This is a genomic window from Amycolatopsis benzoatilytica AK 16/65 (genome assembly GCF_000383915.1).
In the GTDB taxonomy this organism is placed as follows: Bacteria; Actinomycetota; Actinomycetes; order Mycobacteriales; family Pseudonocardiaceae; genus Amycolatopsis; species Amycolatopsis benzoatilytica.
The window spans coordinates 398,083-419,197 of record NZ_KB912942.1; the positions used below are offsets into that span (position 1 = coordinate 398,083).

23 protein-coding genes are annotated in these 21,115 nt (G+C 70.1%); 11 read left to right on the forward strand and 12 right to left on the reverse strand.

The window, feature by feature from the left end; all coding sequences use genetic code 11:
- The first annotated feature begins 161 nt into the window (after nucleotides 1–161).
- A complete protein-coding gene (locus AMYBE_RS0101855) occupies nucleotides 162–509 on the forward strand; it encodes a hypothetical protein (protein ID WP_020657625.1) in 348 nt (115 codons plus the stop codon).
- A gap of 66 nt (nucleotides 510–575) precedes the next feature.
- Here AMYBE_RS0101855 and AMYBE_RS0101860 read toward each other — a convergent pair whose 3' ends face one another.
- Both AMYBE_RS0101860 and AMYBE_RS0101865 read right to left on the reverse strand, forming a co-directional pair.
- Complete coding sequence (locus AMYBE_RS0101860) at nucleotides 576–1,559, reverse strand: SMI1/KNR4 family protein (protein WP_027927287.1); 984 nt, start codon at nucleotides 1,557–1,559, stop codon at nucleotides 576–578.
- Between the two features lie 676 nt (nucleotides 1,560–2,235).
- A complete protein-coding gene (locus AMYBE_RS0101865) occupies nucleotides 2,236–3,738 on the reverse strand; it encodes a leucyl aminopeptidase (protein WP_020657628.1) in 1,503 nt (500 codons plus the stop codon).
- Nucleotides 3,739–3,842: 104 nt separating this feature from the next.
- Here AMYBE_RS0101865 and AMYBE_RS0101870 point away from each other — a divergent pair, with 104 nt between their 5' ends.
- Entirely contained in the window at nucleotides 3,843–4,703 is an 861-nt protein-coding gene (locus AMYBE_RS0101870) for a hypothetical protein (RefSeq protein ID WP_027927288.1), read from the forward strand.
- Nucleotides 4,696–5,322 (forward strand): ribonuclease FAU-1 family protein, encoded by a 627-nt coding sequence (locus AMYBE_RS0101875; protein WP_027927289.1) that lies wholly within the window; start codon nucleotides 4,696–4,698, stop codon nucleotides 5,320–5,322. Before AMYBE_RS0101870 ends, AMYBE_RS0101875 begins: the two co-directional genes overlap by 8 nt.
- A gap of 73 nt (nucleotides 5,323–5,395) precedes the next feature.
- Here the strand turns inward: AMYBE_RS0101875 and AMYBE_RS0101880 are convergent, their stop codons facing one another.
- Nucleotides 5,396–5,698 (reverse strand): hypothetical protein, encoded by a 303-nt coding sequence (locus tag AMYBE_RS0101880; RefSeq protein WP_027927290.1) that lies wholly within the window; start codon nucleotides 5,696–5,698, stop codon nucleotides 5,396–5,398.
- A 97-nt stretch (nucleotides 5,699–5,795) separates the two neighbouring features.
- On the opposite strand from AMYBE_RS0101880, the gene AMYBE_RS0101885 reads away from it, so the two are divergent.
- Nucleotides 5,796–6,899 (forward strand): branched-chain amino acid aminotransferase, encoded by a 1,104-nt coding sequence (locus AMYBE_RS0101885; RefSeq protein WP_020657632.1) that lies wholly within the window; start codon nucleotides 5,796–5,798, stop codon nucleotides 6,897–6,899.
- Between the two features lie 63 nt (nucleotides 6,900–6,962).
- On the opposite strand, the gene cobT is transcribed toward AMYBE_RS0101885, so the two are convergent.
- Entirely contained in the window at nucleotides 6,963–8,030 is a 1,068-nt protein-coding gene (gene cobT / locus AMYBE_RS0101890; protein ID WP_020657633.1) for a nicotinate-nucleotide--dimethylbenzimidazole phosphoribosyltransferase, read from the reverse strand.
- A 78-nt stretch (nucleotides 8,031–8,108) separates the two neighbouring features.
- On the opposite strand from cobT, the gene AMYBE_RS0101895 reads away from it, so the two are divergent.
- On the forward strand, nucleotides 8,109–8,801 hold the full coding sequence (locus AMYBE_RS0101895; RefSeq protein WP_027927292.1) for an IspD/TarI family cytidylyltransferase: 693 nt from the start codon (nucleotides 8,109–8,111) through the stop codon (nucleotides 8,799–8,801).
- Here the strand turns inward: AMYBE_RS0101895 and AMYBE_RS0101900 are convergent, their stop codons facing one another.
- Complete coding sequence (locus AMYBE_RS0101900) at nucleotides 8,802–9,791, reverse strand: aldo/keto reductase family protein (protein ID WP_020657635.1); 990 nt, start codon at nucleotides 9,789–9,791, stop codon at nucleotides 8,802–8,804.
- Between the two features lie 127 nt (nucleotides 9,792–9,918).
- The gene (locus tag AMYBE_RS0101905) at nucleotides 9,919–10,578 is read right to left on the reverse strand and encodes a DUF3043 domain-containing protein (protein ID WP_020657636.1); all 660 of its coding nucleotides are present in this window, start codon (nucleotides 10,576–10,578) and stop codon (nucleotides 9,919–9,921) included.
- A 144-nt stretch (nucleotides 10,579–10,722) separates the two neighbouring features.
- Here AMYBE_RS0101905 and AMYBE_RS0101910 point away from each other — a divergent pair, with 144 nt between their 5' ends.
- A complete protein-coding gene (locus AMYBE_RS0101910; protein WP_020657637.1) occupies nucleotides 10,723–11,097 on the forward strand; it encodes a HesB/IscA family protein in 375 nt (124 codons plus the stop codon).
- Nucleotides 11,098–11,361: 264 nt separating this feature from the next.
- Here AMYBE_RS0101910 and AMYBE_RS0101915 read toward each other — a convergent pair whose 3' ends face one another.
- Nucleotides 11,362–11,547, reverse strand: a complete 186-nt coding sequence (locus AMYBE_RS0101915) for a hypothetical protein (protein ID WP_020657638.1) — start codon at nucleotides 11,545–11,547, stop codon at nucleotides 11,362–11,364.
- Between the two features lie 145 nt (nucleotides 11,548–11,692).
- Here AMYBE_RS0101915 and AMYBE_RS0101920 point away from each other — a divergent pair, with 145 nt between their 5' ends.
- The gene (locus AMYBE_RS0101920; protein WP_027927293.1) at nucleotides 11,693–12,682 is read left to right on the forward strand and encodes a carbohydrate kinase family protein; all 990 of its coding nucleotides are present in this window, start codon (nucleotides 11,693–11,695) and stop codon (nucleotides 12,680–12,682) included.
- Between the two features lie 64 nt (nucleotides 12,683–12,746).
- Here the strand turns inward: AMYBE_RS0101920 and asnB are convergent, their stop codons facing one another.
- Nucleotides 12,747–14,681, reverse strand: a complete 1,935-nt coding sequence (asnB, locus tag AMYBE_RS0101925; RefSeq protein WP_020657640.1) for an asparagine synthase (glutamine-hydrolyzing) — start codon at nucleotides 14,679–14,681, stop codon at nucleotides 12,747–12,749.
- A 211-nt stretch (nucleotides 14,682–14,892) separates the two neighbouring features.
- Between asnB and ctaC the strand changes: the two genes are divergently transcribed.
- The gene (gene ctaC, locus AMYBE_RS0101930) at nucleotides 14,893–15,840 is read left to right on the forward strand and encodes an aa3-type cytochrome oxidase subunit II (RefSeq protein WP_034286699.1); all 948 of its coding nucleotides are present in this window, start codon (nucleotides 14,893–14,895) and stop codon (nucleotides 15,838–15,840) included.
- Between the two features lie 38 nt (nucleotides 15,841–15,878).
- Entirely contained in the window at nucleotides 15,879–16,301 is a 423-nt protein-coding gene (locus AMYBE_RS0101935; RefSeq protein WP_020657642.1) for a cytochrome c oxidase subunit 4, read from the forward strand.
- A 61-nt stretch (nucleotides 16,302–16,362) separates the two neighbouring features.
- On the opposite strand, the gene AMYBE_RS0101940 is transcribed toward AMYBE_RS0101935, so the two are convergent.
- Entirely contained in the window at nucleotides 16,363–17,262 is a 900-nt protein-coding gene (locus AMYBE_RS0101940) for a DMT family transporter (protein WP_020657643.1), read from the reverse strand.
- 83 nt (nucleotides 17,263–17,345) lie between these two features.
- Between AMYBE_RS0101940 and AMYBE_RS0101945 the strand changes: the two genes are divergently transcribed.
- Nucleotides 17,346–18,311, forward strand: a complete 966-nt coding sequence (locus AMYBE_RS0101945) for a GlxA family transcriptional regulator (protein WP_020657644.1) — start codon at nucleotides 17,346–17,348, stop codon at nucleotides 18,309–18,311.
- A 112-nt stretch (nucleotides 18,312–18,423) separates the two neighbouring features.
- Here the strand turns inward: AMYBE_RS0101945 and trpD are convergent, their stop codons facing one another.
- The 3 genes from trpD to AMYBE_RS0101960 form a co-directional block, all read right to left on the reverse strand.
- On the reverse strand, nucleotides 18,424–19,467 hold the full coding sequence (gene trpD / locus AMYBE_RS0101950) for an anthranilate phosphoribosyltransferase (RefSeq protein ID WP_020657645.1): 1,044 nt from the start codon (nucleotides 19,465–19,467) through the stop codon (nucleotides 18,424–18,426).
- Between the two features lie 5 nt (nucleotides 19,468–19,472).
- On the reverse strand, nucleotides 19,473–19,886 hold the full coding sequence (locus AMYBE_RS0101955; protein WP_020657646.1) for a hypothetical protein: 414 nt from the start codon (nucleotides 19,884–19,886) through the stop codon (nucleotides 19,473–19,475).
- A 61-nt stretch (nucleotides 19,887–19,947) separates the two neighbouring features.
- Entirely contained in the window at nucleotides 19,948–20,373 is a 426-nt protein-coding gene (locus AMYBE_RS0101960) for a ribonuclease E inhibitor RraB (RefSeq protein WP_020657647.1), read from the reverse strand.
- A 107-nt stretch (nucleotides 20,374–20,480) separates the two neighbouring features.
- On the opposite strand from AMYBE_RS0101960, the gene ctaE reads away from it, so the two are divergent.
- Nucleotides 20,481–21,107, forward strand: coding sequence for an aa3-type cytochrome oxidase subunit III (ctaE, locus tag AMYBE_RS0101965; RefSeq protein WP_020657648.1), 627 nt, complete (start codon nucleotides 20,481–20,483; stop codon nucleotides 21,105–21,107).
- The last annotated feature ends 8 nt before the right edge of the window (nucleotides 21,108–21,115 follow it).

The following is a 21,115-nucleotide window of genomic DNA, read 5'->3' on the forward strand; positions in this document are numbered from 1 at the left end:
GAGCTTCGGTCGCCGCGGCACCCGGTATAAACGCGCGCGCGACAACCGCCATCTTGTCACTACGCCGATCAGGGTTGCGACCTAGCCGGGCGAAGGGGCTCTCCGACACCGGCCACACGCGGTGCCAGGAATAATGGAATCGGACACCCGCCTGGAGAAAGGTGGTCGGAGTGGGGATCTTCGACTCGTTGCGCCGCCGCGGCCGACGCCGCCCGAGCGCCGGGAGCGGCCGGTCGAGCAGTTCGGCCGACACCCGCTACCTGGAAGAATGGGCCGCCGCGCGACGCGGCGTGGAGGCGTTCGTCGAGCCGAAGACGACCGTGACCGACACCACTGTGGTCCTCGTCGCGCACGACGGCGAATGGACCCGCCGCCGGATCGGCAGCTTCGACGCGGCGCTGCGGTTCGGCCACCGGCACACGATCCCGGTGTACGAGGTGGCGCGGGTCGGATATCCGCAGCGGATGAGGGACTACACCGAGCGGCAGAAGCGCCGGCCGGGCAGCTGAGCCACGCGCCGTCCGACGATCTCGGCGGCGGTTCCGGCGGGAGTCCGCCGGCCTGCTCCCGGTTGATCAGGCGCTGGCTTCCAGCAGCCGGTAGTGCCGCTCCAGCAACGCTCGGAACGAAGGGTGCGCGGTGCTGCCGAAGGTCAGGTCCACCTCGACGGTCCGCCAGTCGCCGCCGGTGTGGGCGAGCAGGATCGTCGCGGGGTCGGCGACGATCAGCACGGTGCCCTCGGCCCGGAGTTCGCGGGCGGGCAGCAGCCGGGGAAACACGACGTCGGCGGGCAGGCCGTCAGCGACCGCCAGGAACTCCCGGTAGTCCTCGGGCAGCCGGAAGCCCAGTCGCTGTTCAGCGGCGGCGAGGTCGGCTGGAGAAACCGGTGCGGGGGCGTGCTGGCCGCGCAGCCGGACGATCGACGCGACGAGTTCAGGCCAGGCAGCCGGGCTGGTCGGGTGGCGTTCCCGGAGCGCGGCGATCAACGCGCCGGCGCACTGGCCGGGCCAGTCCGGGCCCAGGTAGAGCGGATCGGCGCCGGCGACGAGGCGGGCAGTCAGCGAACGGGTCGCGGCGAGGGCCGCGACATCGGGGTTGGGGTGGTTCTCCATCAGCGCGGCCCAGGTGTCCAGGTCTCCGGCGGCGAGGGCGTCGCGGACTGGGTCGGAGCGTTCCGGGGCGATCTCGGAGACGATGCCGGCGATCGGCGAGCCGTCGAATAGACCGTCCAAATCGGACACGCGGCGGGCGAGGAAAGAGTTGTGGGCACGCTCTTCCGCGGCCAGGTCCAATGGCGGTAGCGCGTCTGCCCATTGTGGACGGTGGCCGCGGGCTTCGAAGAGCATCGCCCAGGCACGGGCTCGGAAGGCATCGTCGGCCAGTGCCGAGGCGGGGCGGTCGGTGATCGCTTGCCATTGCGTGACCAGCCGGTCCGCGGCTTCGGCGTCGCCGGAGGCGGCGAGGAGCAGCGCGGCGTGGGCGATTCGGCGGTCGACGGCTGGCTCGTCGGCGACGAGCACGTCGCGGACGGCGGTCTCGAGATACTCGTCGCGCTGCATGGTCGCGAGGATGCCACAGACGACCCTGCGCGGCTGGGGTTTGGCCCGTGGTCCGGTCCGCCGGTCCGTGAGGGGCCCTTCACGGAATCTAAGTCCGGCAAGGGGCCCTTCACGGAATCTGAGTCCGGCAAGGGGCCCTTCACGGAATCTGAGTCCGGCAAGGGGCCTCGCACGGAATCTGAGTCCGGCAAGGGGCCTCGCACGGAATCTGAGTCCGGCAAGGGGCCCTTCACGGAATCTGAGTCCGGCAAGGGGCCCCGCACGGAATCTAGGTCCGGCAAGGGGCCCTTCACGGAATCTGAGTCCGGCAAGGGGCCCTTCACGGAATCTGAGTCCGGCAAGGGGCCCCGCACGGAACCTGAGTCCGGCAAGGGGCCCCGCACGGAATCTGAGTCCGGCAAGGGGCCCTTCACGGAATCTGAGTCCGGCAAGGGGCCCTTCACGGAATCCAAGTCCGGCAAGGGGCCCTTCACGGAATCCAAGTCCGGCAAGGGGCCCCTTACGGGAATCTAAGTCCGGCAAGGGGCCCCGGACGGAATCCAAGTCCGGCAAGGGGTCCCGCACGGCATCTAAGTCCCGCAAGGGGCCCTTCACGGAACCCAAGTCCCGCAAGGGGCCCCGCACGGAACCCACGTCCCGCAGGGGGCCCTTCACGGACGTTCGGCAGTGGCGGAACTCAGCCCTGTTCGGCGATGTCCGTCAGGACCGCGGCGATGGTGCGGACCGGGACGCCGGTGCCGCCCTTGCCGGTGTAGCCCCACGGCGCGCCGGTGTTGAACGACGGGCCGGCGATGTCCAGGTGCACCCAGGGCAGGCCGTCGGCGACGAACTCGCGCAGGAAGACGCCCGCGACGAGCATTCCGGCCCACCGGGCGCCGGTGACGTTCGCGATGTCGGCCAGGCGCGAGTCGAGGTCGGCGCGCAGCTCGTCCGGCAGCGGCATCGCCCAGCCGCCCTCGCCGGTGGCCTGCATGTGGGCGGCGACGCGGTCGCGGAACTCGTCCGAGCCCATCACGCCGGCGATCCGGTTGCCGAGCGCGACCACCTGCGCGCCGGTCAGCGTGGAGGTCTCGATCAGGTAGTCCGGGTTCTCTTCGGCGGCCCGCACGATTGCGTCGGCCAGCACGATCCGGCCTTCGGCGTCGGTGTTGAGGACTTCGACGGTCTTGCCGCCGTACATGGTCAGGACGTCGCCCGGCCGGTAGGCGGTGCCCGAGGGCAGGTTCTCCGCCAGCGGGATGTGCGCGGTCACCTCGACCGGCAGCTTCAGCTTCGCCGCCAGCACCACCGACGCGAGCACGGCGGCCGCACCGGACATGTCCGAGGTCATGTGGTCCATGTTGGCCGGCGGCTTGAGCGAGATGCCGCCGGAATCGAACGTGATGCCCTTGCCGACCAGCGCGACCTTCTTGCGCGGCTTGGCCGGCTTCCAGCCGACGCGCAGCAGCCGCGGCTGGCGCGACGAGCCGCCGCCGACGCCCAGGATGCCGCCGAAGCCCTTGCGCTTGAGCGCCTTCTCGTCGAGCACCTCGAAGTCGAGGCTGTTCGCCTCGGCGAGCTTGCCTGCCCGGTCGGCGAACGACGCCGGGAACAGGTCGTTCGGCGGCGTGTTGATCAGGTCGCGGGTGATGATCACCGACTCGGCGACGATGGTCGCCGTCTTCAGCGTGGCCTTGTGCTCGCGCGCGGTGCCCTCGGCCGGGTTGACCAGGTCCGCCTTCGCCAGCGGGGCCTCGCCCTTCTCGGAGCGGTACTCGGTGAAGACGTACGCGCCGAGCGCGATGCCCTCGGCGGCGGCCTGCAGGTCGAGCGCGGACAGCGTGACGAACGCCCGCTCGGTGCCGCTCAGCGCGCGGGCTGCCGCGCCGGCCGCCCGGCGCACCTGCTCGGCGGTGACTTCGCCGTCGTTCTGTTTGCCGAGGCCGACCGCCAGCACGATGCCCGCGGGCAGCTTGCCCAGCGTCGGCAGCTTGACGATCTCCTCGGCCTTGCCGCTGGCTCCGAGGGTGCCGAGCACCTCGGTCAGCTTGCCGTCGAAGGCCGCGTCGGCGACCTCGGCGCCGGCGGCGAGCTCAAGGCCGTCCTCGCCCTGCAGGGTGCCGATCACGACGACATCGGCGCGGGTTTTGCCCACTGCCGTGTCCGAGTTCTCGGAGAGGGCAAGCTTCGGCACGGTCACTTCTGGCTCCTCGCGACGTCGCGGTGGTGGTGCCGGGCGATCTGCCCGGCCGATCGTGAGCCATGCTAATGACAAAGCCGTCCGGACGGGGGAAGGGGATCGACGTGCGTCTCGCGGGATCACTCCTGGTGACGCTGGCGGCCGCGGCCGCCGGGGCCGGGTACTGGGTCCTCGCCGGGGTCGTGCTCGCCGCCCTGGCCGCGATCGGAACTGCCCGCCTTCCCGCGCTCGGCGACGGCGTGGCGGACCGCTGCGTCGGCGGTTTCGTCCGGCTGGCGCAGGTAGTGGTGCTCGCGCAGGCGTTTGGCGCGTACGTCGTCCCCGCCGATTCCGCGTTCGCGGCGGCCGTGTTCGCAGTATGCGTGATCGCGGCCGATTTCTTCGGCCTGCGGTTGCCGGACCTGCTGGTCAAGTGGGTGCTGGGCGTCCTGCTGCTCGCGGCGGCGGTGCTGGTCGCGATGTGCCTGGCGGTCGCCCCGGTCACGAACGCGGGCGGGATCGGGAAGCCGGACGTGTCCGCGATCGTGGTCGCCGCGTTGATCATGCTGCCGTTCCTGATCCCGGAACCCGGGGAGCGGAGCACCCTGCGCGCGCTCGGGCTGGGGCTGGTCGCGGTCGCGATCACCGGGGCAGCGTTGCTGCAGCTGGGCCCGATTAGGCTCGGTTTGTCCGGAACCGCCTTCCGTGACCTGCTCTACGCGGCGGACGCCGGACAGCTGCAGCCATTGCTGACCGTGATCGTCGTGGTGGCGACGGTTCCGGCAGGATTCACGACTTTCGTCGGGGCTCGGCAGCGATTCGCACCGCCGTCCTACCAGACGGTGGTCTTCGGCGGCGAACTGCTGGCGGGAGTCGCCGCGATGTTCGTTCCGGTGTCCGCGGTGCTGATCGCGGGCGGCCTCGGCGCGGTCGCGGAACTAGTGCTGCGAGTGCGCGCTCGCCGATACCGTGGGGCGCATGACTGAGCACCACTGGGCGCCGGGACAGACTGTGGTCGAACGTTTCCTCCGCCCGGACGGCAGCATCGGCCAGCACCATCCGCTGCGGGTGATCTCGGACGACGGCCAGTCGCTGCTCGGCTGGCTCCCGGTGGGCACGCCGATCGTCGGCAGTCAGCTCGCGGACGGCCGAACCCTGCGCGAAGCGCCGCTGGAACAGCGGTTCCGCATCCCGCGGGTGACGGTGCCGGACGTCTGGCACGGCAGTTCGACGCTGCGGCTGATTCCGGAGAACGCCTGGTCGTCGGTGTGGTGGTTCTTCGAGCCGGACGGCCGGTTCCGGGACTGGTACGTGAACCTCGAATTGCCGTGCGGTCGCACCGAGACCGGGCCGGACCGGATCGACGGCGTGCTCGACCTGGTGGTGACGCCCGGCGCGGGCTGGCAATGGAAGGACGAGGACGAGGCGGCCGCGGCGGTCGATGCCGGGCGGCTCACCACCGAGCAGCTGGACCGGCTGCGCGAGGAGGGAGAACGGGTGGGCGGACGGGCGGAGCGGGGCTTGTTTCCGTTCGACGGCACGCACACCGACTTCCGGCCGGACCCGGGCTGGGCGGCACCGGCATTGCCCGCCGGGTTGGTCTGAACCGCGCGCGGTGGAGAAGGCCGGTGCCGCGGCTGGTTGCCTAGAAGCCGCTGCTGCCCGGTTCAGCGGCGCCTCAGAGCGCCAGCAGAAGCAGAATGCCGAACAGGACCACGTTCACGACGGCCAGGATCACCACCGACTTGGCGGGCAGGCCGCGCGGGATCATCGAACCGTGGATGGTCTTCCACCACCACAGCCCGGCGCCCGCCGCGACGATGCCGAGGAAGAAGCCGAAGCCGCTGGAGAGCAAGCCCCAGCCGACGAAGCAGAGCGTTCCGGCGCCGAAGGTCAGCAGCGCGGCGGTGCCGAAGGTCTTCAGGTCCGGCCCGGCTCCGGTCTTGGCCGGCTGTACGGATTGAGTGCTCACATCGGACATCGTAGTCGCAGTGACCCCGCGGACGCGGCACAGCGCGGCGAGTGAAACCGCAGGACTTCCGACTAACGCGCGTCCGACCAACCTCTATTATCTAGGCATGACCACAGCGACGCAGTTCACCCATGTCCCGCACCCGAGCCCCGCGAGTCCGGAACGCGTCGCGGAAGTACTTGCCAAGCCGGGATTCGGCACCTACTTCACCGACCACATGGTCACCGTCAAGTACAGCACCGAGAAGGGCTGGCACGAGCCGACGGTCGGCCCGTACGCGCCGTTCTCGCTCGACCCGGCCACGTCCGTGCTGCACTACGGGCAGGCGATCTTCGAGGGGCTCAAGGCGTACCGCCAGCCGGACGGCACGATCGCCGCGTTCCGGCCCGAGGCCAACGCGGAGCGGTTCCAGGACTCCGCCGAGCGGCTCGCGATGCCGAAGCTGCCGGTGGAGACCTTCGTCGCCGCGCTGCGCGAGCTCATCGCGGTGGACGAGCGGTGGGTGCCGACCAACCAGGGCGACTCGCTGTACCTGCGCCCGTTCATGATCTCGACGTCGGCCGGCCTGGGCGTGAACAGCCCGGCCGCCGAGTACGTGTTCGCGGTGATCGCCTCGCCGGCCGGTTCCTACTTCAGCGGCGGAGTGAAGCCGGTCAGCGTGTGGCTGTCCACCGAGTACGTGCGCGCGGCCCCTGGCGGCACCGGTGCGGCGAAGTGCGCGGGCAACTACGCGGCTTCGTTCGTGGCGCAGGCGCAGGCGGTGGAAAAGGGCTGCGACCAGGTCGTGTGGCTCGACGCGGTGGAGCGGCGCTGGGTAGAGGAGATGGGCGGGATGAACCTGTTCTTCGTCTTCGGCTCGGGCGACGACGTCCGTGTCGTGACGCCGGAGCTGACCGGCTCGCTGCTGCCCGGCGTCACCCGGAAGTCGTTGCTGCAGCTGGCCAAGGAAGCCGGCCACCGGGTCGAGGAGCGCCGGATCTCCACCGAGGAGTGGGAGAAGGCGGCTGCCTCCGGCGAGCTGACCGAGGTTTTCGCGTGCGGCACCGCGGCGGTCATCACGCCGGTCGGGCATGTGAAGCACGGCGGCGGCGAGTTCTCGATCTCCGGCGGCAAGCCGGGCGCGGTGACGATGGCGCTGCGCGAGCAGCTGGTCGGCATCCAGGAAGGCACCCGCAAGGGCCCGGAAGGCTGGATGGTCCCGCTCAGCTGAGCTAGCTGTCCGTGAAGGGAACCTTGAGGGACTCTCAGTCCCTCAAGGTTCCCTTCACGGCTTTCAGGACAGCGGACCGGAGACGCCGGACTGCTCGTGCGTGGTCATTTCGGCGAGCACGCGACTGGCCATCATCAGCAGCGGCAGCGCGGTGACCGCGCCAGTGCCTTCGCCGAGCCGGACGTCCAGGTCGAGCAGCGCACCCAGGTCCAGGTGCTCCAGCGCGAGCGCGTGCGCCGGTTCGCCGGTGAGCTGCCCGGACATCCACCAGCGGCGCGCGCCCGGAGCCAGCTCCTCGGCGACGAGCGCGGCCGCGCAGACCACCAGCCCGTCGAGCACCACCGGCGTGCGGCGGACCGCGGCTTGTGCGAGGAATCCGGCCATCGCGGCGATGTCCGCGCCGGACGAGGTGCGCAGCAGCGCCAACGGGTCGGCCAGCACTGTCCGGGCCCGGCGCAGCGCGTCGCGCACCGCCGCGGCCTTGCGCATCCAGGTGTTGTCGTCGATGCCCGAACCGCGGCCGACCACCGCCACCGGCTCGCTGCCGGTCAGCGCCGCGACCAGCACCGACGCCGGCGTGCTGTTGCCGATCCCCAGGTCGCCCGCGATCAGCAGGTCCGCGCCGCCGTCGACCTCGGCGTCGGCGATCTTGCGGCCGGCCTCGACCGCGGCCCGCACCTCGGCGTCGGTGAGCGCGTCCTCGACGTCGATCGATCCGGAACCGCGGCGCACCTTGAACTCGCCGATCGAGCGCATCGCGGACTCTTCGGTGTCCACCGCCATGTCGACCACGCGCACGCCCGCGCCCGCCGCGGCGGCGAGCACGTTGATCGCCGCGCCGCCGGTGAGCATGACCCCGACCAGCTGCGACGTGACCTCCTGCGGATACGCCGACACGCCCTTCTTCGCGATGCCGTGGTCGCCGGCGAACACGACGACGCGGGGCCGGGTAAACGGCCGCGGCGGCGCCTGGCCCTGGCACGAGGAAATCCACACGCCCAGCTCCTCCAGCCGGCCGAGCGATCCGGCGGGCTTGACGAGCTTGTCGTGCAGCGCGATCGCGCCCGAACGGGCCTGGTCGCTCGGCGGCTCGATCTCGCCGAACTCGATGCCCGTTTCGCCGGTGTCCACAGCCAGTTTCCTTTCGCCGCTGGGCGTCCCGGCGCCCAACCTACCGTCGCCGGGGCGGGGCCTTTAGGGTCGGTCGCCGTGCGGGAATCGACGGCGGCCGGAGTCGTGCTGGCCAGTGGTGCGGGAACCCGGGTCGGGGCCGCGCTGAACAAGGTCTATCTGCCGGTCGCGGGCCGGCCGGTGGTGGCGTGGTCGCTCGACGCGTTCGCCGCGGCGGACGGGATCGGCGTGCTGGTGCTGGTGATCCGTCCCGAGGACGCGGAGCTGGCCGGCGAAGTGCTGTCCGCCTGCTCCCGCCCGGTGGAGATCGTCGAAGGCGGCCCGACGCGGCAAGCCTCCGAACTCAACGCGCTGCGCCATCTGGCACCGCGGATCGCCGACGGGGCCGTGGATTCCGTGCTGTTGCACGACGGCGCCCGGCCGCTGGTGACCTCGGAGCTGATCGCTTCGGTGCTGGGGCGGACCCGGGAAGACGGGGGAGCGGTGCCGGGTCTGGCGGCGGACGACGTGGTGTCGATGGCCGGCCCGGACACGGTGGCCGGCCCGCTGCCCGGCGCGATCCGGGTGCAGACGCCGCAGGGTTTCCGCGCGCGGCCGCTGCTGGCGGCCTACGAGCAGGCGGCCGCGGAAGGATTTCTCGGCACGGACACGGCGTCCTGCATGGAGAAGTTCTCCGCGCTGCCGGTGCGGTGGGTGCCCGGCAGCGCGGAGAACATCAAAATCACCTATCCGCACGACCTCGCGGTGGCGGAACGGCTGCTGCGCCGCTGATCAGGGAGTGACGGTCAGCGCCGGGTCGGAGACGATGACGTCGGCGAGCGCCTCGTCGATCGCGGTGAGCAGCTCCGCGTCGAGCTTCACTCCGGCCGCCTTCACGTTCTCGTGCACCTGCTCCGGCCGGGAGGCGCCGATGATCGCGGACGCGACGTTCGGGTTCTGCAGCACCCACGCGACCGCCAGCTGCGCCATGGACAGCCCCGCGTCGGCGGCCAGCGGCTCCAGCTTCGCGACCGCGGTGAGGGTCTTCTCGTCCAGGAACCGCTTCACCGTGTTGGCGCCGCCGTTCTCGTCGGTGGCGCGAGTGCCGGCGGGCAGCGGCTGGCCCGCCTTGTACTTGCCGGTCAGCACGCCCTGCGCCACCGGCGACCAGACGATCTGGCTGAGCCCTTCGCGCTCGGACGCGGGCACCACCTGCGACTCGATGACCCGCCACAGCATCGAGTACTGCGGCTGGTTCGAAACGAACGGGATCTTCAGCTCACGGGCGAGCGCCGCGCCGCGGGCGATCTGCTCGGCGTTCCACTCCGAGACGCCGACGTAGAGCACCTTGCCCTGGCGGACCAGGTCGGCGAACGCCTGCATGGTCTCTTCGAGCGGGACGGTGCGGTCGAACCGGTGCGCCTGGTACAGGTCGACGTAGTCGGTGCCGAGCCGCTTCAGCGAAGCGTTCGCCGACTCGATGATGTGCTTGCGGGAGAGACCCTTGTCGTTCGGGCCCTTCGGACCGGTGGGCCAGAAGACCTTGGTGAAGATCTCCAGGCTTTCCCGGCGCTGGCCCTTCAGCCCGCGGCCGAGCACGGACTCCGCCGCGGTGTTCGCGTAGACGTCGGCCGTGTCGAAAGTGGTGATGCCGGCGTCGAGCGCGGCCTTGATGCAAGCCTGCGCCTGGTCTTCCTCGACCTGGGACCCGTGGGTCAGCCAGTTGCCGTAGGAGATCTCACTGATGTTGAGGCCGCTGCGGCCGAGACGTCGAAACTCCATGCGGACAGCGTAGCCGAATCGTTTGCTCGGCTAACTACTTCGTGCCGGACGGCTCAGATGCCGGTCAATGCGGCCCGGGAAACAGCACCGGCGCCAGCGGAAACCGCCGGCGCCGGTCGAACGCGACTCAGTTCGGGATCGGGTCGCCCGGGCGCAGCCGCGGCTTCGGCACCCGCAGCTTGCGGATCTGGCTGGCGCGGACGAACGCGTACCAGCCGACGCCGCGCAGGGCCGCCGGCGGCTCCTTCGGGAAGCGCTCGCGGGCCGCCTTCGAGATCTTGCGGCCGTTCACGACGCCCTCGATCGCCATCACCAGCAGCATCGCCATGCAGACCAGGGTGATGTACTGCTGGATCGCCGGGGCCGGCACCAGCAGCGCGACGAACACCAGGATCGCCAGCGGCATGAACAGGCCGAGCAGGTTGCGCCGGGAGTCGACGACGTCACGGACGTACGCCTTCACCGGGCCTTTGTCCCGCGGCGGCAGGTACTTGTCGTCGCCGGACATCATCCGCTCGCGGCGCTGGCGTGCGGCGTCGCGGCGCTCTTCCTTGCTGACCGGGTTGGCCTTGCGCAGTTCCTTATTGCGCTTCATCGCCTCGCGCATGCTGGTGGGCGGCGGCGCGACCGGCCCGCGCTTGCGGGCTTCAGCGTCCCGCCGCTTCGGCGTGGCCTTGCCCTTGGCCGGCGTGAACGCCTTGCCAGCGGACTCTGATTCGACGGCGTCCGACTCGGCCGCGGACTGGTCGGCGGCGGGGTCGGTGGTGCTTCGGCGCAGGAACCTCACGCCACCAGGGTATTGCAGGCGTCACGGCTTTGTTCACCAGGCCGTTGCATGTGCGACGATGGCGGGGGAACAGATCGGGTCCGTAACGTGTTGAGGGTAAGACACGAGATGTACCCGCAGCGAGTTCGACCGATAGGGAGTGCCATGACGACCGCTGAGACCGGCGCGGCTCAGGCCGAGACCGCCGAGGAGACCCACGGCGTGACGTTGACCGACGCCGCGGCCGCCAAGGCGAAGGCGCTGCTCGAGCAGGAGGGCCGCGACGACATGCACCTGCGCATCGCCGTCCAGCCCGGCGGCTGCGCGGGCCTGCGCTACCAGCTGTTCTTCGACGAGCGCACGCTCGACGGCGACCTGTTCCGCGACTTCGACGGTATGCGCGTCGCGGTCGACCGGATGAGCGCGCCGTACGTGTCCGAGGCCGTGATCGACTTCGTCGACACCATCGAGAAGCAGGGCTTCACGATCGACAACCCGAACGCCACGGGTTCGTGCGCCTGCGGGGACAGCTTCCACTGAGCCCAGTGCGAACAGAGGGCCTCGGCGCGGTCGCGCCGAGGCCCTCTGGCGTTTTCGGGGCATCCGACCCACGCGCTCGCGGGCCGTCGACGGCGTGCGGAAACGTGCGCTGTCTGTGAAAGGCCCGTAGAGGGACTTAGATTCCGTCAAGGGGCCCTTCACGGCTTGCCGGCGGCGCCAGCTCCGGTACGAATCGAGGGCCCCGGCGCGGTAGCGCCAGGGCCCTCGATTCGGTTCAGCGGCCGCCCGCGAAGGCGGCCGGGATCACACGTAAGCGTCGAGATCGGCGACCTGCGCGTGGCAGGCGTCGTCGACCGACCACGGCCGGGCGGCGCGCGGGCGTGGCAGGCGAGCCTCCGCGGCGGTGGCCTCTGGCCGCAGCGCGGACGGCAGGTGAGCGCAGTCGGCGATCAGTTCGCCGATGGTTTCCGGTTCGGTCGCGATGTTCACTCCCGGCACGCTATTGAGGCGGATGCGATCGGGAAAGGAGTACCGACCGGTAGGGTCGAGCGGCGGCGCAGGAACTACCCGTAAGGGTCATGACCAGCGGGTAACTTGCGTGTCAGGGCTATTCGAACGCTCGTGAGGAGAACCGGTGGCAGACAAGCCCAGGATCGCTGTGTCCGGCAGCATCGCGACGGACCATCTGATGCATTTCCCGGGAAGATTCGCCGAGCAGCTGGTCGCCGAGCAGCTGCACCGGGTGTCGTTGAGCTTCCTGGCCGACGACCTCGTGGTGCGCCGCGGCGGGATCGGCGCGAACATCGCGTTCGGGCTCGGCGTGCTCGGCGTGCGGCCGGTGCTGGTCGGGGCGGTGGGCCAGGACTGGGCGGACTACCGGTCGTGGCTGCAGCGGCACGGCGTGGACACCTCCGGGGTCCTGGTGTCGGAGATCGCCAGCACCGCGCGATTCGTGTGCACCACCGACGACGACATGTGCCAGATCGCGACGTTCTACGCCGGCGCGATGGCCGAATCGCGCAACATCGAGCTCGGCCCGGTCGCCGACCGCGTCGGCGGCCTCGGGCTGGTGCTGATCAGCCCGGACGACCCGGAGGGCATGGTCCGGCACGCGCAGGAATGCCGTCAGCGCGGCTACGAGTTCGCGGTCGACCCGTCGCAGCAGCTCGCCCGGATGGACGGCGAGCAGGTCCGCTCGTTCGTCGACGGCGCGAAGTACCTGTTCAGCAACGATTACGAGTGGGAGCTGCTGCTTCAGAAGACCGGCTGGACCGAGGCGGACGTGCTGGAGCGGGTCGGCCTGCGGATCACCACGCTCGGCGAGAAGGGCGTGGAGATCGTCGGCCGAGACGGCACCGCGCTGCAGGTCGGCGCGGTCCCGGAGCGCGGCAAGGCCGACCCGACCGGGGTCGGCGACGGCTTCCGCGCCGGGTTCTTCGCCGCGCTCGACGGCGGGCTGGGCCTGGAGCGCGCGGCGCAGCTCGGCTGCCTGATCGCGGTGCTGGTGCTGGAAACCGTCGGCACCCAGGAGTGGCGTTTCGAGCGCACGGACGCGCTGGAGCGGCTGGGCGCGGCGTTCGGCCCGGAAGCGGCCGACGAGATCGGCGCGATCCTGCCCGCCTGAGGCGTTCCGTCCGTGAAGGGAACAGTGAGGGACTCTGAGTTCCGCACTGTTCCCTTCACGGCTTTCAGAGCTTGACCGGGTAGACCGGCTCCGGGATTTCCGGCTTGATCCGGTGCTCCACGAAAATCCCGTGCCACAGCATGAACACCAGCAGCGCCCAGAGCTGGCGGCTGCGGTCCAGCTGGCCCTCCTTGTGCTCGTCGAGCAGGCGCAGCACGGCGTTCTTGTCCAGCAGCTCGTCGGTCTTCGAGTCGTTGATGATGCCGCGCGCCCAGTCGTACATCTCGTTGCGCAGCCACAGCCGGATCGGCACCGGGAAGCCCAGCTTCTTCCGGTTCAGCACGTGGCCGGGGATGATCTTCGCCAGCGCCTGGCGCAGCGCGTACTTCGTGGTGCCGTGCGCGAGTTTCTGGTCCAGCGGGATCGAAGCGGCGACCTTGAACACCTCGGCGTCCAGGAACGGCACCCGCAGCTCCAGCGAGTTGGCCATGGTGACCTTGTCCGCCTTGACCAGGATGTCGCCGCGCAGCCAGGTGTAGAGGTCCACATGCTGCATCCGGGCGACCGGGTCCCAGCCGCGCGACACGTCGTACCAGGGCGCGGTGACGTCCTTGAAGCCCACGCCTTCCTGGTACGTGCGAAGCACCGCGCGCAGCTGCTCGTCGCGGAAGTTGCGCGCGTTGCCGTAGTAGCGGTCCTCCAGCGGCAGCGCGCCGCGGCGCAGCAGGTCCTTGCCCCGGGTGCCCTCCGGGATCTTCGTGGACACCTTGCCGAGCAGCTTGCGCACGCCGCCGGGGATCTTCTCGAACGGAGCCAGCGAGATCGGCTCGCCGTAGATCGTGTACCCGCCGAACAGCTCGTCCGCGCCCTCGCCGGACAGCACCGCCTTGACGTGCTTGCGCGCCTCGCGGGCGATGAACCACAGCGGGACCAGCGCCGGGTCGGCCACCGGGTCGTCCAGATACCAGACGATGAGCGGCAGCGCCTGCATCATCTCGTCCGCGGACACCGTGCGCACCACGTGCTTCACGCCGATCGCCTCGGCGGTTTCGGCGGCCACGTCGACCTCGGAGTAGCCCTCGCGCTCGAACCCGGTGGTGAACGCGATCAGGTTCGGGTTGTGCTCCTTGGCCAGCGTCGCGGTGGCGGTGGAGTCGATGCCGCCGGACAGGAACGCACCGACGGTGACGTCCGGGTCGGAGATCATGTGCTTGCCGACCGAGTCGCGCATCACATCGGCGATCCGCTCGTACAGCGCTTCGGCCTCGGCCGGCCCGTGCACCGGCTTCGCGGCGAACTGCGGGTGGAAGTAGCGGGTGAACTCGGCCTTCCCGCCCGGCGCGAGCCGGAACGAGGTGCCCGACTCGACCCGGCGGATCGCGCTGTGCAGCGACTCCGGCTCCGGCACGTACTGCAGGACCAGGTAGTGCTGCAGCGCGGTGCGGTCCAGCTCCTGCGCGACGCCCAGCGTGTCCGACAGCTCGAGCAGGCTCTTCTTCTCGCTGGAGAACGCGGTGCCGTTCGGGCCGCTGCTGTAGTAGAGCGGCTTGATCCCGAACGGGTCGCGGGCACCGAAAACGACCTTTTCGGTCGAATCCCAGATCAAGAACGCGAACATGCCGCGCAGCTTTTTGACGGCTTCGTCGCCGAGGTAGTGGTAAGCCGCGACGATCGCCTCGCCGTCGCCCTCAGTGGCGAATTTCGCACCGAATTTTTCAGCAAGCTCTTCGCGCAGCTCGCGGTAGTTGTAGATCTCGCCGTTGAAGTTCAGCGTGTACCGGTTCGGCTCCTCCGGCGGGCCCCATACCAGCGGCTGGTGCGCGTGGTCGACGTCGATGAAGGCGAGCCGGTTGAAGCCGTAGACGACCTCCGCGTCAGCCCAAGTGTCCTGCTCGTCGGGGCCGCGGTGGCGCTGGCAGCGCATCGCCGCGCCCACGCTCGCGCGGGCTTTTCCGGCGTCGCTCTCGGTCGCGCAGATGAGTCCAAGCAGGCCGCACACGTGTACTCACACACCTCTGGGTCGGGCCGGTCCGGGAAGCGCCCAGTATGCCGGTCCCGGGCCCGGCGCCCGGGAAGCGGGTGACGCGTGGCGCAACTGGTTACCCCTTGGACAGCGCGAGCGGCCAACTCGGCTAGGCTCCGCCTGTCACGAAGATCGGTCGAACAAGGCTCGGTGTGAGAGGGCCTGTTGGGTGAAAGGGCAGGGCGCAGTGGGAAAACCAGAGCGCACCCCGGCGGGTAAGCGGGCCGGGCGAGTCGCAGTGCTGGCCGGGCTGGTAGCGCTGACCGCGACTGGCTGCTCCGGCGACGAGGTTCTCCGCTTCGGCTGGCCGGTCGGCGTCACGCCGCAGGCCGACCAGATGCGCAACCTGTGGACCTGGACGGTCGTCGCCGCGCTCGCCGTCGGCGTCATCGTGTGGGGCCTGATCTTCTGGACCGCGATCTTCCACCGCAAGAAGAAGGGCGCGGCGGCAGACGGCCAGGAAGAACTGCCGCGCCAGTTCCAGTACAACATCCCGCTGGAGATCTTCACGGTCGTCTTGCCGACGATCATGGTCTGCGTCCTGTTCTTCTTCACCGCGACGACCGAGAGCAAGGTCCTCGACAAGAAGCCGAACCCGGACGTCGTGGTCGACGTGATCGCCTTCCAGTGGAACTGGGAGTTCAAGTACGAGGGCGACGCCGCCAAGCGCGCCGACGGGACCCAGGTATCGACCGTCGGTTCCTCCGGCGAGATCCCGCTGCTCGTGCTGCCGACGAACAAGACCATCGAGTACCGGCTGCGCTCGACCGACGTCATCCACTCGTTCTGGGTGCCGGAGTTCAACTTCAAGCGCGACGTGATGCCGGACCCGGAGAAGAACAACCAGGACAGCTCGTTCCAGAACTCGATCGACCGCGAAGGCTCCTTCGTCGGCCGGTGCGCCGAGCTGTGCGGCACCTACCACTCGGTGATGAACTTCGAGGTGCGCGCCTTGTCCCCGGACAAGTACGACCAGTACCTCAAGCTGCGCACCGAAACGAACCCGAAGACGGGCAAGCCGAACTCGGCGTCCGAGGCGCTGGCGTCGATGAACTGCGGCGAGCTGTGCAGCCCGTACGCGGTGACCACGAAGCCGTTCAACACCGACCGCACCGCGCGCACCGCGTCCAACTGACCGGTTCCGGCGAACCAGAGGAGTAGGGGACAGATCCCATGAAGGTCGAAGCCCGGATTTTCTACATGGTGGCGGGATTCGCCGTCCTCATGACCGTCATCTACTGGGTCATGACCGCCCTCTTCACGACGGACCACAAGGCGGAGCCGGTCGGCATCGTCGCCCTGTTCCTGACCGGCGGTCTGGCTTTCCTCGCCGGCAGCTACCTGCAGTTCGTGTCCCGTCGGATCGAGGCGCGGCCGGAAGACCGCGAGGACGCCGAGATCAGCGACGGCGCCGGTGAGCTGGGCTTCTTCAGCCCGGGCAGCTACTGGCCGATCGCGCTGGCCGCGGCGGCCGGTCTGGCCGGTCTCGGCCTGGCGTTCTTCCACATCTGGCTGCTCGTGATGGCGATCGTGGCTCTGCTGATCGCGGTCGGCGGGCTGGTGTTCGAGTACCACACCGGTCCGAATCACGACTGACCCTCTTTGCGTCGCGAAGGCCCCCGGCTCACCTGAGCCGGGGGCCTTCGCGCGTTGTGCGCTACTTGCTGAGCTGGTGCTGCGGTTCGGCCGCGGGCGCCGGCGAGGGCTTCTTCGGGGCGAGCGCGGCGGCGAGCACGGCCACCATGCCGAGTCCTTCCGGCCAGGTCAGCCGGTGGCCGAAGGCGAGCATGTCCACGATGACCGCGACCACCGGGTACAGGTACGAGAGCAATGCCACCGTGGTGGTCGGCAGCTTGCCGATGCTCGCGTACATCAGCACGTACATCACCGCGGTGTGCACCGTGCCCAGCAGCAGCAGCCACAGCAGGCCGGGAGCCGAACTGGGCAGCGGGGTGAACATCAGCGCCGGGGCGAGCACGATCGCGCCGGCCGTCAGCTGGACCGCGGCGAGCAGGTGCGGCCGAATGTGCTTGAGCTGCTTGGCGATGAAGGACGCACCCGCGTAGAGCAGCGCCGCACCCAGTGCCAGGGCGATCCCGGCGAACCGCACCGGCTGGCCGTCGGCTCCGTGCGCGGAGAGGGAAATCACCACGACTCCGGCGAACGCGACTCCCGCTCTTGTCAGGTGGGAGCGGCCCACCTTTTCGCCGAGGAACATCGCCGCCATGCCGACCAGGATCAGCGGCTGGGTGTGATAGACCACCGTGCTCACCGAGATCGACGACAGCGCGTACGACGCGAACAGCAGCACCCAGTTGCCGACCAGCAGCAACCCGCCCGTGACGGCGAGCAGCAAGTCGCGGCGGCTCGGGTGCCAGTCCCGGAACCAGCCTCGGGCCAGCGACCACACGACCAGCAGCACGCCGCCGACGAGGCAGCGGGCGAAGGCGACGGCCGGGGCGGCCGCGCCGCTTTCGAGAACGACCGCGCCGATGGTGCCGGACAGCGCCATCGCGGCGGACCACTGCAGGACCGGGCGGGATTCGGAGTTCGTCATGCGGTTCAGATTCGGCCTTCCGGCCACGAGCAACCAGTGTCAGAGATGACAATGGGCGCAAAACTTGTGACACGATGTCTGGCATGGAAGTGCAGCGGGTCGCCGTACTGCTCGCGGACCGGGTTTCCCCGTTCGAGCTGGGGGTCGCGTGCGAGGTGTTCGGCACCGACCGCAGCGCGGACGGAATGCCGGGCTGGGACTTCGGCGTGTGCTCGCCGGGCGGGGCGGAAGTGGCCAGCTGGTCCGGATTCGGGCTCGCCGGACTGCGCGATCTGGACTTCGCCGCGTCCGCGGATCTGGTGATCGTGCCCACGTGCGCCCCGCGCACCGAGCCGCCGCCGGAGCCGTTGCTGGAATCTTTGCGGGCGGCGCGCGAGCGAGGTGCTTGGGTCGCCGGGTTCTGCGCCGGAGTGTTTTCGCTGGGGTACGCCGGCCTGCTGGACGACCGGCGGTGCACCGTGCACTGGGTTTACGAGCCGGAGTTCCGCCGCCTCTTCCCCTCCGCGCAGGTAGACCCGCAGGCGCTTTACGCGGACGACGACGGCGTGTTCACCAGCGCCGGCACGGTCGCTGCCGTGGATTTGTGCCTGCACCTGGTGCGTCGATTGCGGGGCGTCGCGGCGGCGACGGCGCTGGCCCGGCGTATGGTCGCGGCTCCGCATCGGGCCGGGGGACAGGCACAGTTCGTGCAAGCTCCGGTACCGGCTACCGCGGCGCCTTCGGACGCGGTCGTCGCCGAGGCGCTCGAATGGGTGGAACGGCGGCTGGACCAGCCGTTCACCGTCGCCGAGCTGGCGCGTAGGAGCGGCTTGGGGGAGCGGACGTTCCTGCGCCGGTTCTCCGCCGCGACCGGCACCACGCCGCACCGATGGCTGACCGAACGGCGCCTCGACCGCGCACAGGCGCTGCTGGAGGAGGGAAAACTGTCCGTCGAGGACATCGCGGTCGCGTGCGGATACGCGTCGGCGGCAGCGCTGCGGCACCAGTTCGCCCGGCTGCGCTCGACCACGCCGAGCGCGTACCGCGCGGCCTTTCTGGCCCCGCAGTAATTCGTGACCCGAATGCAATGAAGAAGGTCCGTGATGGGCCCCTTGCCGGAACCAGATTCCGGCAAGGGGCCCATCACGGACCAGGTGGCAGTGTGCGCAGGATCCGCAGAGGTCAGCGACCGGTGTTGGAGAACTCGATCCAGCGGTCCAGCAGCGCCGCTGCCGCCCCGTTGTCGATGGCCCGGTGTGCTCGGTCCAGACCGGCCGCCAAGTCGTCCTCGAGGGAACCAGAGAAGCCGACGAAGGCGGCCAGTGCGGCGGCGGCGTTGAGCACCACCGCGTCCCGCACCGGACCGGTCTTGCCGTTCACCAGGTCCCGCACGACTTCGGCGTTCGCCACGGCGTCGCCGCCGCGCAGGTCGTCCGCGGTCGCCCGGGCGATGCCGAGCGACTGCGGATCGAAGCTGTGCTCGGTCACCGCACCGCCGGAGACCACCAGCACCGACGTCGTCGTGGTGGTGGTGATCTCGTCGAGACCGTCGTCACCGCGCGCGACCAGAACCGACATGCCCCGGCCGGCGAAAATCTCGGCCAGCGCCCTGGTCTTGTCCGCGTATGCGCAGCCGATCAGCGCGCTCTGCGGCTGGGCCGGGTTGGTGAGCGGGCCGAGCAGGTTGAACGTGGTCGGCACGCCCAGTTCGCGTCGCGGCGGGCCGGTGTGCCGGAACGCCGGGTGGAACGCCGGCGCGAAGCAGAACCCGATGCCGATCTCCTCCAGCGAGGCCAGCACCGCCTCCGGCGGCAGGTCGATCTTCACCCCGAGGGTTTCCAGCACGTCCGCCGCGCCGGACTTGGACGAGGCGCTCCGGTTGCCGTGCTTGGCCACCGGCGCGCCCGCCGCCGCGGCGACGATCGTCGCCATCGTGGAGATGTTCACCGAGTTCGACCGGTCGCCGCCGGTGCCGACGATGTCGACCGCGGGGCGGCTCAGCGTGATCCGGCGGGCGTGCGCCAGCATCGCGTCCGCCATGCCGGAGATCTCCGCCGGCGTCTCGCCCTTGGCGCGCAACGCGACCGCGAAACCGCCGATCTGCGCCTGACCGGCCATGCCGGACATGATCTGGTCCATCGCCCACGCGGTGTCCTCGGCGGAGAGGTCCTCGCCGGCGATCAGCCGGGTCAGCAGCGCGGGCCAGGTCTGCGGGGTGGCGCCCATCGGGCTCAGCCGCCGTTGACGGCGGGAACCCGCCCGGCGCGCAGCACGCCGGCGACGGTCTCCGCCGCGGTCAGCGGGTCGAGCGGGTGCACCAGCACCGCGTCGGCGTGCGCCCAGGTGGCCAGCCATCGGTCGTCCCGGCGGCGGACCGCCACGACGATCGGCGGGCAGTCGGCGATCTCGTTCTTGAGCTGGCGGGTCAGGCCGATGCCGCCGGTCGGCTGCGCCTCGCCGTCGAGGATGGCCAGGTCGACGCTGCCCGAGTCCATCTCGCTGAGCACGTCGGCGATGCCGGCCGCCTCGACCCACTCGACGCGGCCGAGGTCGGCGGCCGGGCGCCGGCCGACAGCGTTCATGATCGCCTCGCGGACCTCGGCCTTGTGGCTGAAAACCAGGATCCGCTGGGACTGCTCGCTCATTGAGCACGCCTCCGTCTCGTCACGGGTGGAACGCCCGCGATCGTATCGGCCGAGATGCATCTCACGCCGAGGCGGTTGGCGAGTCACCCGGTTGCCGCGCCTCCCAGCCCCGCGCGTCGCCGCCGAGCCGCTGCGCCAGACCGGCCATCCGGGACCGTTCCTGGGCGCAGTGCAGGGCGTCCAGCACCTGCACGCGGCGCGCGTGCGCGAGGACCCGGTCGCCGTCGCGGCTCTGTTCGCGCAGGTCGTAGCCGTCCTGCGCGAGGATCGCCGCCGCTTCCTCGATCCGGTCGGCGGGCAACACGAGATGGTGGACCAGGACCGCGGGCGCGGAAGGCGCCCAGCCGGGTGAATCGGCGAGCACGGCGGAATCCGCGACCGCCGGATCGAAGGCCGAAACGACGACCCGCAAACCGGGCGCGTCTGGCTCCAGCACCACGCTTTCCGGCTTTTTGGCCAGGTCACGGAGCTTTTGCAGCCAACTCACGAGTAGCTCCTCTTGTCGCTGGTCCGCACCGCGCGCGCGGGTGTGACGCGAAGCTCCCACGACCCGCCGCAGACCCGGCGGGCGGGGTGCCCGCGCGAGAGGACATAATGCGATCCGTGACAACGGCAGCTCCCACCATCAGCCAGCGGGTCCACTCGCTGAACCGGCCGAACATGGTCAGTGTCGGCACCGTCGTGTGGCTGTCCAGCGAACTGATGTTCTTCGCCGGACTGTTCGCCATGTTCTTCACCGTCAAGGCGCAGAACCCGGCCGGGGCATCCTGGCCGCCGCCGTTGCACGGCGAGGAGTTCCACCTCAACGTCGCGTACGCGATCCCGTTCACGGTGATCCTCGTGCTGTCGTCGCTGACCTGCCAGCTCGGCGTGTTCGCCGCGGAGCGGGGCGATGTCTACGGCCTGCGCCGCTGGTACATCGTGACGCTGATCATGGGCGCGATCTTCGTGGCCGGGCAGGGGAACGAGTACCACAACCTGGTCGGCGAAGGCCTCACGATCCCGTCCGGTCCGTTCGGCACCGTGTTCTACCTCGCGACCGGTTTCCACGGCCTGCACGTGATCGGCGGGCTCATCGCGTTCGTGTTCCTGCTGATCCGCACCAAGCTCAGCAAGTTCACTCCGGCACAGGCCACCTCGGCGATCGTCGTGTCGTACTACTGGCACTTCGTCGACATCGTGTGGGTCGGCCTCTTCGCGGTGATCTACATCCTCCCCTGAGCACCGCA